Origin of the sequence: Bradyrhizobium cenepequi, assembly GCF_020329485.1 — a bacterium.
In the GTDB taxonomy this organism is placed as follows: Bacteria; Pseudomonadota; Alphaproteobacteria; order Rhizobiales; family Xanthobacteraceae; genus Bradyrhizobium; species Bradyrhizobium cenepequi.
This window is the reverse complement of the sequence record NZ_JAGKJI010000001.1, coordinates 220,311-234,727: the sequence shown is the minus strand read 5'-3', so window position 1 is coordinate 234,727 and position 14,417 is coordinate 220,311. Positions and strand designations below refer to the sequence as shown.

The following is a 14,417-nucleotide window of genomic DNA, read 5'->3' as shown; positions in this document are numbered from 1 at the left end:
TGGAACAATCATGAAGAGGTGCTCGTTAGTTTGCCTCTGTGGCAAGGAGGTCGACGCATGAGGATAATGACCGTAGCTCTCGGAATGGCCGTGGTGCTGTGTAGTCTGGGGACGTTTGGTGCCGCAGCCCATGCGCAGCAGGCCAGAGTCGTTCGGGAGAGGCCGATCATCAGGGTGCCCGTGGTCAGGACAATTCCTTACTGGGATTATTATATCGTTCCACGATATCGCTATCGCCCTGAGGACGACCGGGTCGATCCCTACGGCCCGCCCGTAGCGCCGGTGATACGCTATGGAAATCAAGAGGAATACATCCCGAGGTGGGACTGAATAACGCCGGGATACAAGCGCGCACCGTGATGCTGGCTTGTGGCTGAGGACCCCTTTGGGTCAGGCCGGCTCACGGATGTCGAGCCGGCGGCGCAGTTCGGCGGCTTTCGATTTGCTTACTGTTTGCTGCCTCCGCGCTCGTTGGCCTGGCTCTTTTTGTCCGCCATGTGCTTCAAATACGCCAATATCAGCGCGATTTCCTCGTCGCTCAGGTCCTCTTCGGAAAAGCTGGGCATCCGCTGCTCGGGCCACACCCGGACTGAGCGCGGATCTCGGATCAACGCGCGCAAACCGGCGTCGGTGAAATACTCCGTCGGGTTCATCGGCAGATTCAGATCGGGGCCAACAGACGCCGGTCCTGCCCGGTTCAGCGCGTGGCATGTGAAGCATTTGTTCATGAAAATGATCTGGCCGTCTCGCGCCGGATGAAGTGCGGGGAGCCTGGAATCAACTGCGAGCGAGGGCCATCGCCTGGCCGGCGCGTCCTGCACCGACAAACTTACAACCTGGTACGGCCACTTCATGGTTGGGACGGATGACGCTTGATGGCCGACCCATACGATATAGAAGGGGCCTGCGCTCTTGTCCTTGCCCGGCATTGGCGGCCACGGTCTGTCGCCGAGTTCGATTGCCAAGTACCCGATGATGCCGTTGTTGGCATAGACCAGATCGCGAGGAAGTTGGGTCACGAAGCCGTCTTGCGCTACCGCTTCCACCACCGCATCGGGCGGAATGCCAATTCCTTCAAATAACTTCGCGAGCGGCACGGCCCGATACGTCCGAGCGTTGCGATATGCGACATCACGCGACGTGGTGATTTCGACGACATCCGGGCGGGCAAGCAGGGCGTCCCGATCGAAGGTCTGCACGCTGCCATCAGCTGACACCGTCAACGTCGGACCGGCTGCCCAGACCGATGTTGGCATTGTGAAGGCAACCAACGAGAAAGCTACCATGACAGCAAGCCCGATCATCGTTGGGGGCATATCCGAAGCATCCCTCGAACGCGGCAGGCTACGAAACATCAGATTGCCGCTTGCGACACACGGTCGAAGAAATACAGCCGGTCGGGGTTCAGCGCGAGGCGGAGCCGGTCGTGCACTTTCGCCTTCACGGTCGGCTCCACCGCGGCCACCATCGTGTTGGGGCCGACCCTGACGTCCAGGAGAATCTGGGAGCCGAGCTTCTCGATGACCTCGACCACGGCATCGAAGCTGAAGTCCGCCGTGTCACTGCCGGACGCGAGGCGCAGATCTTCCGGCCGGATTCCGAGCGTGACCTTCCCTCCCACATGCTGCCGGAGGCGGCCCGCGAGCTCGGCCGGCAGCTTGATGCGGATGCCCTCATGGCGGGCCCAGATGGCGCCGTCAGCGTCGGCCATTTCCACCGTCGCGAAGTTCATGGCGGGGGAGCCGATGAAGCCTGCGACGAAGCGGTTGGCGGGCTCGTTGTAGAGTTCGAGCGGCTCGCCCACCTGCTGAACGAGGCCATCTTTCATGACGACCACGCGATCGCCAAGCGTCATCGCTTCGACCTGGTCATGGGTGACGTATATTGCGGTGGTGCCGAGACGGTCGTGGATCTTCTTGATCTCCACCCGCATCTGGATGCGCAGCTTGGCGTCGAGGTTCGATAGCGGCTCGTCGAACAGGAACACCTGTGGATGCCGGACGATGGCGCGGCCCAGGGCGACGCGCTGCCGCTGGCCGCCGGAGAGCTGCCGCGGCTTGCGCTTCAGCTGTTCCTCGATGCCGAGGATTTCGGCCGCCGCCTTCACGCGGCTGGCGATCTCGCTGCGATCGAACCCGCGCATCTTCAGGCCGAAGGCCATGTTGTCGTAGACGCTCATGTGCGGGTAAAGCGCGTAGTTCTGGAACACCATGGCGATGTCGCGGTCCATCGGCGGCAACTCGTTGACGACCCGGTCACCGATCAGGATGTCGCCCGACGTGATCGTTTCGAGTCCGGCCACCATGCGGAGCGTCGTCGTCTTGCCGCAGCCGGAGGGACCGACAAGCACCACGAACTCCTTGTCGTGAATCTCGAGATTCACGTCCTTGACGGCATGGACGGCGTCAAACTTCTTGTTCAAGTCCCGTATGATGACCCGAGCCATAGCTCACCCTTTGGCTCACCCTTCGGATATGCGTCACCCTTTGACCGACCCGGTGATGCCGGCGACGTAGTACTCGACGAAGAAAGAATAGATCAGCGCTACCGGTACCGAACCGAGAAGCGCGCCGGCCATCAGCGAGCCCCAGTAGAACACATCGCCGCGGACAAGCTCCGAGGTGATGCCGACGGAGACCGTCTTCTGCTCCGGCGAGGACAGGAAGACGAGAGCATAGATGAACTCGTTCCACGACAGCGTGAAGGCGAAGATTCCGGCTGAAAGGATGCCCGGCACCGCGACCGGGAAGACGATGTAGACCATCGCCTGCCACCGCGTCGCGCCGTCGATGCGCGCGCACTCCTCGAGCTCGCGCGGGATCGCCTTGAAGTAGCCCATCAGCAGCCAGGTGCAGAACGGGATGAGGAAAGTGGGATATGTGAGAACGAGCGCCCAGGGCGTATCGCCGAGGCGGAAGTTGCGAATGATATCGGCGAGCGGAATGAACAGCAGCGTCTGCGGCACGAGATAGGTGATGAAGATTCCGGTGCCGAGGCTGCCGGCGAACGGAAATTTGAGCCGGGAGAGCGCGTAGCCGGCGAGGAGCCCGCAGAAAAGCGAGATCACCGTGGCCAGCACCGAGATGAAGAAGGTGTTCAGCATCCACCTGTTGAACAGCGTCTTGTTCAGGAGGTAGCGGATATGGTCAAGGGTGGGATTGAGCGTCCAGAACGGCGTGTAGTTCGGCGCCATCCAGGGACGATAGAGCTCGGCGTCCGGCCGCACCGTCGTCACCATCATCCAATAGAACGGGAAGAGCAGCCCGATCACGAACAGTGCGAGCGGGAGATTGAAGAAGATCCAACGTCGCCAGCGCGCGCCCTCTATCATCAGTGTGTCTCCACGCGGCGGATATAGAGGAGCTGCACCACCACGACGATGAGCAGCACCGGGAACATGGCGAGCGAGATCGCCGCGCCCTCGCCGAGCAGACCCGTGCCGACGCCGATCTGATAGGCATAGGTCGCAAAGAGCTGCGTGGCGTTGGCCGGTCCGCCGCCGGTCAGGATATAGACGAGCTGGAAGTCAGCGAATGTCTGGATCACCGAGAACAGCACGACGACCATGGTGACCGGCAGCAGCAGCGGCCAGGTGATGTAGCGGAAGCGCTGCCAGGGCCGCGCTCCATCGATCGCGGCCGCCTCGGCCAGCTCCGGGCTGATGGTCTGCAACCCAGCGAGCAGGCTGATCGCGTAGAACGGCACGCCGCGCCAGATATTGACGATCATCACCGAGATCAGCGCAAGCCCGGGATCGCCCAGCCAATTGATGCGGGTGCGGATAATGCCGAGGTGAAACAGCGTCCAGTTGATGACGCTGAAGGTCGGATCGAACATCCACTTCCACGCAAAGGTCGAGAGCACGGTCGGGATGATGAAGGGCAACAGGATGAAGGCGCGGGTTAGAGCCTTTCCCCTGAAATGGCGGTTGAGCAGCAGAGCGAGCCACAGGCCGAGCGCCAGCTTGAAGATCGTCGTCACCACCGTGTAGAGGATCGTATTCCAGACTGCGATCCGGAAGATGCTGTCGTTCATCAGCACTGCGAAATTCTGCAGTCCGACGAAGTTTCCGGGCACGCCGACCTTGGCGTCGGTCACGGCCAGCAGCACGCCCTTGACAAAGGGATAGGCGATGAAGAGGCCGAGCAGCACTGCGGTCGGCAGCAGCAGGAAGAAAGCGAACCAGTGTTCGTTCTCGAGAATTCGCGTCACCGGCCCGCGCCGCGGCGCGGCCACGTAGGGTCTTGCGGCGGCGACGGAGTCGACGGCCATCGAGCGGTTCTCCGAACGGCTGCCGGAGCGCTGCGGCCGCGGGCCGCAGCACCGAGGCGAGATCAAAACCTAGCGCGCCGAGGAAGGCGCTTCAAGCGGCATAAATCCTTGCGACCTCCTCGTGCGCCCATTTCACGGCGTCTTCCGCCGGCGTGCCCTGGATCGCCTTTGCCGTCATGTCGACGACGATGTACTTGCTGAGCACCTCGGCTGCGCGGCGGTCGGCCGGTCCGGCGTAGCCGGGGAAACGTCCGGCCCGCGCCGCCGTCCGGAAGGGCAGCATCACGGGGTCCTTGTCCCAGAGCTTGTCCTGCTCCCAAATCGTGGTCGCCCCGACGGAATAGCCCTGCTGCGACTCGAACCACGCCTGATAGACCGGCTTCGAGGTGATCCAGCGCAGGAACTCCTTGCCGGGCTTTGGGTCCTTTACATACTTCATCAGCATGTTCGACATCGGCAGGTGATAGCCGTACTGGCCGGCGACGCCCTTGGGCAGCGGCGCGTGCAGGATGTCTTGCCAGAGCGGGGTGCCGGTCTCGGTCAGATAGACCTGCGGCTTGCGCTTGGCCTCGATATAGATCGAGGCGCCATTCAGTGTGGAGCTGATGGTGCCTGCGAGGAAGGCCCGGTTGTTGCTGGTGTCGTCCCAGGCGAGCCCGCCCTCGTCATAGGCGTCCTTCCAGAAGCCAACGGCGAACTTGACGGAATCGACCGTTGCCTTGGAGTTCAGCGCCACCGTCTTGCCGTCCGCTTCGACCTCCTTGCCGCCCCATGACCAAAGATACGGATAGGCATAAGTCGGCGGGTCGCCGAAGCTGTGGCCGACCGTCTGGCCCAGGGGCCGGCCTTTCTCCTTGAGTTTCTTGCCGGCCTCACGATATTCCTCCCAGGTTTGCGGGAACTTCGGGGCGTCGTAGCCGACCTCGGCGAACCAGGACTTGCGGTACGCCAATTGCGCGCCGAGCACGCACCAGGGGACCGCGATCCATTTCTTGCCGTCATTGGCGACGGTGCGGGATTCCTCGTAGAATCCGCCCTGCGCCTTGCCGATCTCCTCCGCCACATAGCTGACGTCGATCACGCTCTCGGGATAGAGCTGCGCCCAGTTGTTCAGCGCGCAGATCACGTCCGGTCCGGTGCCGGACTGAATCGCCGAGGTGGTGCGGGCCTGGATGTCGTTGCCGTTGATCATCTCGATGTTGAGCTTGATGCCGAGCGCCTTGGCGCATTCGGGAACGATCGTCTTGCGGAGCACCTCGTCCGAGGCGGGAACGAAATCGTTCCAGCGCAGCCAATGAATCGTCGTTGCTTGTGCGAAGGCGGGCGCCTGCTTCAGGGCAAGTATTGACGCTAGTCCCCCAGTCCTTACCGCGACTGCACCGCCGCCGGAAAGCTTAAGAAGCTCACGCCGATTTATGCGAGCCATGATGTGTCCTCCCGTATCTTGTAGGTTGAATTCTCCTCTTTGCATGCAGACGTCGCCCAAGAGAATTGGGCGTGAAGGACTCGGGATATTAGCACGCCTGCGCAATTCCGATACCGGCGTGGGGCGGGGGCGGAAGCCCGCCCGGACCGGCACTGAACGGGGACAGCATCCGCGTGTAACCTTCCGCACCGCAGCGTTCGGGCAGTGCATGCGCCGTCCCAGTGCTATAAGGGGGTCACAATCACGTGGAGCGGTCCCATGCGCGCGCTCGAAGTGTTCGTGGTCTATCTCGCGCCCTTTTTCATCATCGGGATCATCGCCAAGGCCCTGATGAAGCGAAGCAGCGTCGATCTCACCGACGTTCAGGCCCAGGCGGGAGCAAATCGCAGACCGCGCCGGGTTTTCCTGTTGGGAGGCTGGCGCGACGAGGCTTGATGTTACCCCGTTCGTCTCTTTCAAGAGCCGGATGGCAAAAAAATTGCCATGGCGCGAGAGGCCGGCCGCGTGTATAAGCCGGTAGCTTCTTCCGTAGCATGAAGAGGCTCATATGAACGACTTGCATGCATGGCTCTCGCAGCAGCACCATGGCTTGCGAACCTTCAGAAATTTCCAGCAAAAACTCGACACGTTGGTGAGGGACGAGCCCGGGCAGCAGGCTTTGTGCCGGCTGCTGAGCGATCTCGCCGACGGCTACATCGAAGCCTTCGATGAAGAACCTCTGCCGGTCGACGTCGCGGACCGCGCCTATCAGCGTCTGCTTGACCTGGTTGGAAGCCTCGACCTTCAGGCCAATGCCGATCGTCGCCTGGCCGACATCAATCGCGTCGCGGCGTACGATCTGCTGCATTGATCGCGGGCGATCGTTAGTCGCATTATTCCGGGCGCGCTCGATAGGCCTGCGCCCTCTCCCGCTTGCTTGCCGGAGAAGTTAAGTGGATCCGCGGCGCTCAGATCATCGCGGCGACTTTTTCCAGGCCGATGACGCGGGCGAGCGAGCGGACTTCGTTCTTCTGATCCTCGCGCAGCTGGAACAGGAGCGGCATGGCCGCCGATTTCAATTGCTGCACTTCATCGGAGTCCGGATCGATCGGCACGCCGGTCACGTTCGGATCTGCCTGGCGGTTCTGGTGGATCTTGCGGGCGACGGCGCGGAGCGCGGTCTCGACCGCAGGCCAGTAATATTCCTGCGACGAGGTCAGCTTCAGCCGCTCCTTGATGCCGGCGATCTGCGCGTCGCTGAGCAGCGCGTGGTTCTTCTGCGGGGCGTGTTTGGCGGCCGCCTTCGGCTTCGCGGGTGCCGGCGCGGTCGGCTGGGCGGTCGCAGGCTGGTTCGCCGGCGGCTCGGTCAATTTCGGCAGACCGACATCGGCGGGCTCGGTCGAGGCATAGGCCTGACGCAGCGAAGCCGTGAGGTCCGGGATGGCGGCCTGGGCTTGGGCCTGAAGCTGCGCCTGCGCTGGGGTCTGCGGCTGCGGCTCATAGGCGGCGAGCGCGTAGGCCACGACCGCGAGGCGGTCCTTCTTGCTCTCCTTGTTGGAGACGGGATGAGCGAGCGCGGGATCGCCCGCGGCAACCTCACTGCGCGGCATCGGCACGCTGTCGCGGCTCAAAATGCTGGTGGCGGCGGCGCCAACCACGAGGAAGCAGGTCAGCGCGATGATGGTAATGGCCCTAGTCAACGAAGTCTCCATCCCGGCCGGACTTTCTGTGAAATTGAACGCCAATTGCGGCGTTAGCATGCCCTTGGAACCGCCAGCGCGGGGAAAAGCCGAAAAAATCGCATCCAAACCAGCGAAAATCAGGCCGCGGCAGCCAGCTCATAAGCCTCCTGGATGTCGGCGACGATCTCATGGGCCTCGAACAGCGCGGACCCCGATACCGAATGCAGGCTGATGGTCCAGTTGGTCCGGCGGGTTCGGGGCATCCTGACGATCTCGAATTCGACGTTGCGGCACAGCGGATGGCGCTGCAAGGCACGGTGGACGCGGATCCAGAGCTCATCGAGGGTTGCGGGGGTTTTGGTGAGAAAGGCCTCAAGAAGCACGTCGCATCCCCTTTGATCCTGCGCCAGCCCGGCCGTGGCGGCGGGCTGTCCTGCGCAGCTATTGTTGGAGCGAACGTGGTTAAGGCCGGGTTAAATGGGGACCCTCATCCTGGATGACGCTTCCCTCCATCCGGGCTACAGGGCGGCGCGATATTCCTCAGCCGTCCGCGCCACCAGGTCGTCCACCGCCAGCACATCCGTCACGCCTGAGACCGAATGACCGGCGCTCCAGATGTCGCGCCAGCGCTTGGGGCGGCTTTCGCGGGCACCGATGTCGATATCCTTGCCGATATCGATGGCGCCGCGCTGCGGCAGATTGTCGGGATCGAGTCCAGCGGCTTCGATCGAGGGCCGCAGCATGTTGGTCTGCAGGCCAGTGAAAGCCGTGGTGAGCAGGACGTGGTCGGCGTTGCTTGCGACCAGCATCGCCTTGTACCGGGCGTCCGCCATGCTCTCGCGCGTGGCGATGAATTTCGTACCCATGTAAGCGAGGTCGCAGCCGAGCGCTTCGGCGGCGCGGAGCGCATGGCCATCGCTGATGCCGCCGGCGAGCACGATCGGACCCGCAAAGAAGGCGCGGACCGCGCGCACGAACACGAACGGATTGAGCCAGCCAGTCTGCCCGCCTGCGCCGGCGGTGAGCAGCACCAATCCGTCGGCGCCGGCCTCAATCGCGCGCTCCGCGTGACGGATCGAGGCGACATCGGCGAACACCAACGCGCCGACATCGTGCAGCGGCTCCAGCACAGGCGCCGGCGAGCCGACCGACGTGATGACCATCTCCGGCCTATGACGCAGCAGCATGTCCAGATCCTGCTGCAGCCGGGCGTTGGAGCGGTGCACGATCAGGTTCGCGCAGATCGGCGCGGCGGCCTTGCCGCTTGCGTCGGAATGACACTGCAATCGATTCTCGATCTCGGCGAGCCACTGATCGAGCTGTTCCGCCTCGCGGCAATTCACCGTGGGAAACGAGCCGATCACGCCGTTACGGCAGGCGGCCACCACCAGCTCGACACCGGAGACCAGAAACATCGGCGCTGCGATCAGCGGCAGCGAGAGGCGTTCGCGAAAGCGCGACAGCATGTCGTTCGACGGCAAGGCGTTTCTTCCCTCTTCCGGCTTGAGCCACTTCCTTGTTGTGTTAGCGTCATCGCCAACATTGGCATGAAGAAATGCCAGACACAAAACCGACAGGGAGGAATTTTCAGATGAGCCATCCGCTCTATGCGTTTCCACCGGTGTGCGAGCAGACGCTGCGGGCGCTGGCACGCTATCCCTCGCGCACCGCCTTCAGCTGGCCAGGCGGCTCGATCACCTATCAGGGCGCAACCGACCTGATCGGGCGGATGCAGAACGTGTTCATGCGGCTCGGCTTCGCGCCCGGCACCCGAGTCGCGCTCTTGACCGCCAACCGCGCCGACACCTGGTGCGCCGGCGTCGCCGCGCAGCTCGCGCGGCTTGCGATCACCTGGCTGCATCCTCTGGGATCACTGGACGATCAGCTGTTCCAGATCGAGGATTCGGACGCCGAGATGCTCATCATCGATGCGGCGACCTTCCGCGACCGCGGTGGCGATCTCGCAGCCAAAGCCGCAGGCGTGAAGACCGTGTTCACGCTCGGGCCCGCCGATTACGGCGTCGACCTGTTGCAGGCGATCGAGCAGGCGGGGCGCGCCACCGCGCGCTGCCTGGCCGGACCAGACGACATCGCGACGCTGAACTATACCGGCGGCACGACAGGCAAATCCAAGGGCGCGCTGCGCTACCATCGCGAATATGGCGGCTTTGCCGCCGCCATCCTGGCCGATTTCGAGATCCCCGAGACGCCGCGCTATCTCACGGTGGCGCCGATCAGCCATGTCGCCGGAACCAAGGTGCTGCCAGCGCTGATGCGTGGCGGCACCGTGCACATGCTGAAAGGTTTTGATCCCGAGGCCGTGCTCAAGACCATCGAACGCGACAAAATCAACTTCACGCTGTTCGTGCCGACCATGATCTACGTGCTGCTCGATCATCCTCTGCTGGACAAGACCGATCTCTCCTCGCTTGAACTGTTGCTCTACGGGGCCTCGGCGATGTCGCCGAGCCGGCTGGTCGAGGGCATCGAGCGCATCGGGCCGGTGTTCTCGCAACTCTACGGCCAGACCGAATGCTATCCGGTCTCGGTGCTGCGCAAGGCCGACCATGATCCGAAAACGCCCGAGCTGTTCCTGTCCTGCGGCTTCCCCATTGCGGTTTGTGATGTGAAGATCCTCGACGACAATGACGAGGAGGTCAGAGCCGGAGAGCCCGGCGAGATCTGCGTGCGCGCGCCGCACGTGATGGCGGAATACTGGAAGCGGCCGGACACCACCGCGGAGACGCTCAAGAACGGCTGGCTGCATACCGGTGACATCGCCCGCGCCGACGAGCGCGGCTACATGTACATCCTCGATCGCAAGAAGGACATGATCGTCTCCGGCGGCTTCAACATCTTCCCGCGCGAGGTTGAGGATGTGCTGTCGCAGCATGCTGACGTGGCAATGGTGGCGGTGGTCGGCGTGCCCGACGACAAATGGGGCGAAGCGGTCACCGCTGTTATCGTCGCGCGCGACGGCGCGCGACCAGACGTCGACGAACTGATCAACCTGGTGAAAGCGAAGAAAGGCTCGGCGCACGCGCCGAAGCAGATCCGCATCGTGAAAGAATTGCCGATGACCGGCGTCGGCAAGGTCGACAAGAAGGTGTTGAAGGCAGGCTTCTGGGCCGGCCGCGAGCGGATGGTGGGGTGACGCATAGATGAGAGGGCGGTGGCCTCATGGTTCGAGACGGCGCTTTGCGCCTCCTCACCATGAGGGTCTAAGACTTCTCTTTGATCTTTGACGCTCTCAGACCCTCATGGTGAGGAGCGCGGCACGCGCGTCTCGAACCATGAGGCCACCGGCGTTACCAAAAGCCCTCTCACCGCAGCAATTGATCCAGCCGATCCCGCAACTGGTCCTGATGATACGGTTTCGCCAGCCGCGGCAGGTCGACCTGCACGCCGTCGGGCAGTTCGGCATAGCCGGTGGCGAGCAGGATCGGCAGCGATGGGCGCACTTTTCGCGTGGCGGCGGCGAGTTCGAGCCCGGTCATCCCCGGCATCACGTGATCGGTCATCATCAGGTCGAGTGGCTGCTCGCTGCGAAGGATATCGAGCGCGTGCAGGCCTGAGGTGGCGCCGATCACGCGATGGCCGAGATCCTCCAGCATCTCCCTGGTCGACATCGCGATCAGGGGATCGTCGTCGACGAACAGTATCACAGCGGAGCGTTTGAGCTTGCGCGCCGGCGGCGCCGGGTTCGCGGCTTCAGCGAGGACCGTCGCAACCGGCAGCATCAGCGTCGCGGTGGTCCCCTGGCCTTCGATACTGGAAAGCTGCAGCGTGCCGCCGAGCTGCACCGTGAGCCCATGCACCATCGACAGTCCGAGCCCCGTGCCCTTGCCGAGCGGCTTTGACGAGAAGAACGGCTCGATCGCGCGCTTCAGGATCTCTGGCGTCATCCCGGTGCCTGTGTCGATCACCGACAGCTTCAGATAGCTGCCCGGCTTGAGCGCCGGATCCTTCGCTGCCTGATCTTCCGAAACCTTGATGTCGATCGTGCCGCCATCCGGCATCGCATCGCGCGCGTTGATCGCGAGGTTGAGGATCGCAAGCTCAAGCTGGTTGGCGTCGACCCGCGCCGGCGGCAGGCCCTCAGGCAGGTCAAGGCGCAATGCGATCCGCGGGCCCAGCGAGCGCTCGAGCAGGTTGCTCATGCCTTGGACCAACGCCCGCAGACCGACCGGCTCGACGCGCAGGTCCTGCTGGCGGGCGAAGGCGAGCAGACGCTGTGTGAGCGAGGCGCCGCGCTCGGCGCCCTGCATCGCGCCGTCGATGAGGCGATGCAGGCGCTGGTCGCTCGGCAGGCGCTTGCGCAAGAGCTCGAGGTTGCCCATCACCGCCATCAGGAGATTGTTGAAGTCATGGGCGATGCCGCCGGTGAGCTGACCGACGGTCTCCATCTTCTGCGCATGGCGGAGCTGCTCCTGCGCCTTTTCGCGCGCCGCGACCTCTTTCAAGAGGTCGGCGGTGCGCTGCTCGACGCGCTGCTCCAGCGTCGCGGTCAGTTCCGAAAGCGCGGTGCGCTCGGCTGCAAGCTGGGCCAGCAGGTTCTCGCGCTCGATCTCAGCGGTCTTGCGCAGGGTAATGTCGGAGCAGACACCGACCAGCGATTTGAGGCTGCCATCGGGCCGCCGCACGGCGCGGGCGCGGACGTCGAGCCAGTGCTGCGAGCCGTCCGGCCAGGTCACCCGGTATTCGATCGCGTAATGCTTGCCGGTGCGGATACTTTGCTCGAGGACGCCAAGACGCCGCGCACGGTCATCTGGATGCACGGCGTCGAGGAGTTCCTGGTAGGTGAACGGCTCGCTCGTGCGGCGGCCGAAATAGGTTTTGCAGATATCCGAGGCCTCGAGCTCGAATTCCGGCAGATGCAGTTCCAGTGCGCCGAGCTGGCCGGCATTCAGCGCGGTCTGCAGCAGACCCTCGCTTTCGGTGAGGTCTTCGAGGATGGCGCGGGTCTGGTATTGGCGGCGCCGGCCACGCACCGCGGAGCCGACAATGCTCGCAAGCGTGGTGGGATGAAACGGGCGCTCGATGAAAGTCACGTTGCCCAGGATCTTGCCGAGCCGTACCGCGCCCGGATCGCGCTCCGGGCTGCCGCCCTGAGTCAGGAGCACAATTGGAAAATCTGACCATGCCGGCTGATCGTTGAGCCATCGCGTCAGGCCGGTCGGATCCGCCCCCTTGATGGCGTCATCGGCAATCACGGCCAGGCCTGCGCCGCCTGCGATCTCGCGACTGAGCTCAGCGAGATCACCGCAGATGTTGGCATAATAGCCGGCCTCGCGGATCAGGGTGGCGGTCTCGAGCGCCTCACGCTCGGTCGAAGCAAGGACCACCGCACGCTCGGAGGAAGGACCCGGCCTCACGGCACGCTCCGACTTGAAAAAGGCTCAACTGCAATAGGAAAGGAGGCGATGACGACTGACGCTTGCCCGGCAGCGAGCGTCACTCCGCCGGTCGCTAAATCAACGCGCTTCATGATGGCCCTCAACGAGGGGCCAAACTCGCTCAGCCTCGAAGCGTTCCAAGGCGAAGCGGCGATTTTTCGCCGCGTGCGCGAGCGTTTTCTAGCGCTTCTCGATCACCAGGCTTTGCACGGCACGGCCGAAATAGCCGCGCTCGTCGGCGAGGCGCGACATCGCAAGCCCGGTCCCGTCGGATCCGATCCAGCTTTCGCCGTCGAGCAGAATCCACTCGCCGACTGGCTGCCGCGCCAGGCTCACGGTGAGGTCGGCATTGATGAACGTCCACTCCCGGAAATCGAGTGCGGACGAGGTGCCGTTACTGAAGTCGGCGGCGATCACTGCGCGCATCGCCTGCGACACCGGCGATCCCGCGATCAGCGGCCGGTCGACGCGAAACCAGATCGCGGCCGGGCCAACGATGCCGAAGCGGCCGCGCGCGGCGCGCATCGAGATGCATTTCGTGAACGGGCTGCCGGCGTTGTCGGCGGGCTCGAACATCGATTGATCTGGGCCGGGATAGGCGAGCGGCAGATCAACGACATCAGGCGGCAATGCCTGCGCCTGCGACTTGATCCGCAGCACGGAAGCCGCGACGACAGGCACGCCTTCGGCCGACAGCCGGACGCCGCAGAGCTGGATCTTGCGGCCCTCGCGCAAGATCTCGGTCTCGATGGTGAGCGGCGCGACCGGGACCGGCCGCATCAGGTCGATGGTGACGCGTGCGATCTGCATCGGCACCGGCGTGGCCAGGGACTCCGCGGCCCACACCACAAGCGCTGCGGGCGCGGAACCGTGCTGCATGTGCGGATGCCAGGGGCCGGCGGCATCGGGGCTGGTGGAGACCTTGTTGCCGTCGACGCGGAAGATGGGGTCCATGATATCAGGGCCTATTTGGTGCCGAACATGCGGTCGCCGGCGTCGCCGAGGCCGGGCAGGATGTAGCCGTGGTCGTTCAAGCGCTCATCGATGGCCGCGGTCCAGAGCGGCACATCGGGGTGCTCCTTTTGAAAATGCGCGATCCCCTCGGGCGCGGCCAGCAGGCAGACGAAGCGGATGTCGCGCGCGCCGCGCTTCTTCAACAGCGTCGCGCCGGCGACCGCGGAATTGCCGGTCGCCAGCATCGGGTCCATCAGGATCGCGGTGCGATCCGACAGATCGTGCGGCGCCTTGAAGAAATATTCGACTGCTTCCAGCGTGTCGGGATCGCGATAGAGCCCGATATGCGACACGCGTGCCGACGGCACCAGCGCGAGCATGCCGTCCAGGAAGCCGACGCCGGCGCGCAGGATCGGCGCGAAGGTCAGTTTCTTGCCTGCGATCATCGGCGCCTGCATCGGCATCAGCGGCGTCTCGATTTCCACGAGCTCGAGCGGCAGGTCGCGCGTCACCTCGTAGCAGAGCAGCATGCCGACCTCGTTGACGAGTTCCCGGAAGCTTTTGATCGACCGGTCGCGCTCACGCATCAGCGTGAGCTTGTGCTGCACCAAAGGATGGTTGACGACGATGACGGCGGCGGCGCTCATGGCGGTCTTTTTCGCATAGGCGTGATGGGCGCATCAAGGGTGTGCGGACGGCAACGGGCGC

At 63.8% G+C, this 14,417-nt stretch carries 14 protein-coding genes; 3 read left to right on the top strand and 11 right to left on the bottom strand.

Annotated elements, in window-relative coordinates; genetic code table 11:
• Nucleotides 1-446: 446 nt before the first annotated feature.
• From J6497_RS01170 to J6497_RS01150, 5 genes are all read right to left on the bottom strand, one after another.
• The gene (locus J6497_RS01170; protein ID WP_225702390.1) at nucleotides 447-1,304 is read right to left on the bottom strand and encodes a c-type cytochrome; all 858 of its coding nucleotides are present in this window, start codon (nucleotides 1,302-1,304) and stop codon (nucleotides 447-449) included.
• Nucleotides 1,305-1,354: 50 nt separating this feature from the next.
• Nucleotides 1,355-2,446: an ABC transporter ATP-binding protein gene (locus tag J6497_RS01165; RefSeq protein ID WP_225702389.1), complete on the bottom strand. Its 1,092-nt coding sequence runs from the start codon at nucleotides 2,444-2,446 to the stop codon at nucleotides 1,355-1,357.
• Between the two features lie 33 nt (nucleotides 2,447-2,479).
• Nucleotides 2,480-3,331, bottom strand: a complete 852-nt coding sequence (locus J6497_RS01160; RefSeq protein WP_225702388.1) for a carbohydrate ABC transporter permease — start codon at nucleotides 3,329-3,331, stop codon at nucleotides 2,480-2,482.
• Nucleotides 3,331-4,272 carry a carbohydrate ABC transporter permease gene (locus J6497_RS01155; RefSeq protein ID WP_225702387.1) on the bottom strand — a complete coding sequence of 314 codons (942 nt, stop codon included), beginning with the start codon at nucleotides 4,270-4,272 and terminating at the stop codon, nucleotides 3,331-3,333. Before J6497_RS01155 ends, J6497_RS01160 begins: the two co-directional genes overlap by 1 nt.
• 91 nt (nucleotides 4,273-4,363) lie before the next feature.
• Complete coding sequence (locus J6497_RS01150; RefSeq protein ID WP_225702386.1) at nucleotides 4,364-5,698, bottom strand: ABC transporter substrate-binding protein; 1,335 nt, start codon at nucleotides 5,696-5,698, stop codon at nucleotides 4,364-4,366.
• A 258-nt stretch (nucleotides 5,699-5,956) separates the two neighbouring features.
• Between J6497_RS01150 and J6497_RS01145 the strand changes: the two genes are divergently transcribed.
• Nucleotides 5,957-6,133 carry a hypothetical protein gene (locus J6497_RS01145; protein ID WP_225702385.1) on the top strand — a complete coding sequence of 59 codons (177 nt, stop codon included), beginning with the start codon at nucleotides 5,957-5,959 and terminating at the stop codon, nucleotides 6,131-6,133.
• A gap of 112 nt (nucleotides 6,134-6,245) precedes the next feature.
• Nucleotides 6,246-6,548 carry a hypothetical protein gene (locus J6497_RS01140; protein ID WP_225702384.1) on the top strand — a complete coding sequence of 101 codons (303 nt, stop codon included), beginning with the start codon at nucleotides 6,246-6,248 and terminating at the stop codon, nucleotides 6,546-6,548.
• Nucleotides 6,549-6,645: 97 nt separating this feature from the next.
• Here the strand turns inward: J6497_RS01140 and J6497_RS01135 are convergent, their stop codons facing one another.
• The 3 genes from J6497_RS01135 to J6497_RS01125 form a co-directional block, all read right to left on the bottom strand.
• The gene (locus J6497_RS01135; protein ID WP_225702383.1) at nucleotides 6,646-7,377 is read right to left on the bottom strand and encodes a hypothetical protein; all 732 of its coding nucleotides are present in this window, start codon (nucleotides 7,375-7,377) and stop codon (nucleotides 6,646-6,648) included.
• Nucleotides 7,378-7,496: 119 nt separating this feature from the next.
• Nucleotides 7,497-7,742 (bottom strand): hypothetical protein, encoded by a 246-nt coding sequence (locus J6497_RS01130; protein WP_225702382.1) that lies wholly within the window; start codon nucleotides 7,740-7,742, stop codon nucleotides 7,497-7,499.
• Between the two features lie 135 nt (nucleotides 7,743-7,877).
• Nucleotides 7,878-8,825 carry an NAD(P)H-dependent flavin oxidoreductase gene (locus J6497_RS01125; RefSeq protein WP_225702782.1) on the bottom strand — a complete coding sequence of 316 codons (948 nt, stop codon included), beginning with the start codon at nucleotides 8,823-8,825 and terminating at the stop codon, nucleotides 7,878-7,880.
• Between the two features lie 125 nt (nucleotides 8,826-8,950).
• On the opposite strand from J6497_RS01125, the gene J6497_RS01120 reads away from it, so the two are divergent.
• Nucleotides 8,951-10,513 (top strand): AMP-binding protein, encoded by a 1,563-nt coding sequence (locus J6497_RS01120; RefSeq protein ID WP_225702381.1) that lies wholly within the window; start codon nucleotides 8,951-8,953, stop codon nucleotides 10,511-10,513.
• Nucleotides 10,514-10,682: 169 nt separating this feature from the next.
• Here the strand turns inward: J6497_RS01120 and J6497_RS01115 are convergent, their stop codons facing one another.
• The 3 genes from J6497_RS01115 to upp all read right to left on the bottom strand — a co-directional run bounded on the left by J6497_RS01115 (nucleotide 10,683) and on the right by upp (nucleotide 14,356).
• Nucleotides 10,683-12,734 carry an ATP-binding protein gene (locus J6497_RS01115; RefSeq protein ID WP_225702380.1) on the bottom strand — a complete coding sequence of 684 codons (2,052 nt, stop codon included), beginning with the start codon at nucleotides 12,732-12,734 and terminating at the stop codon, nucleotides 10,683-10,685.
• 201 nt (nucleotides 12,735-12,935) lie between these two features.
• The gene (locus J6497_RS01110) at nucleotides 12,936-13,709 is read right to left on the bottom strand and encodes a thioesterase family protein (protein WP_225702379.1); all 774 of its coding nucleotides are present in this window, start codon (nucleotides 13,707-13,709) and stop codon (nucleotides 12,936-12,938) included.
• A gap of 11 nt (nucleotides 13,710-13,720) precedes the next feature.
• Complete coding sequence (upp, locus tag J6497_RS01105; protein WP_225702378.1) at nucleotides 13,721-14,356, bottom strand: uracil phosphoribosyltransferase; 636 nt, start codon at nucleotides 14,354-14,356, stop codon at nucleotides 13,721-13,723.
• Nucleotides 14,357-14,417: the final 61 nt, after the last annotated feature.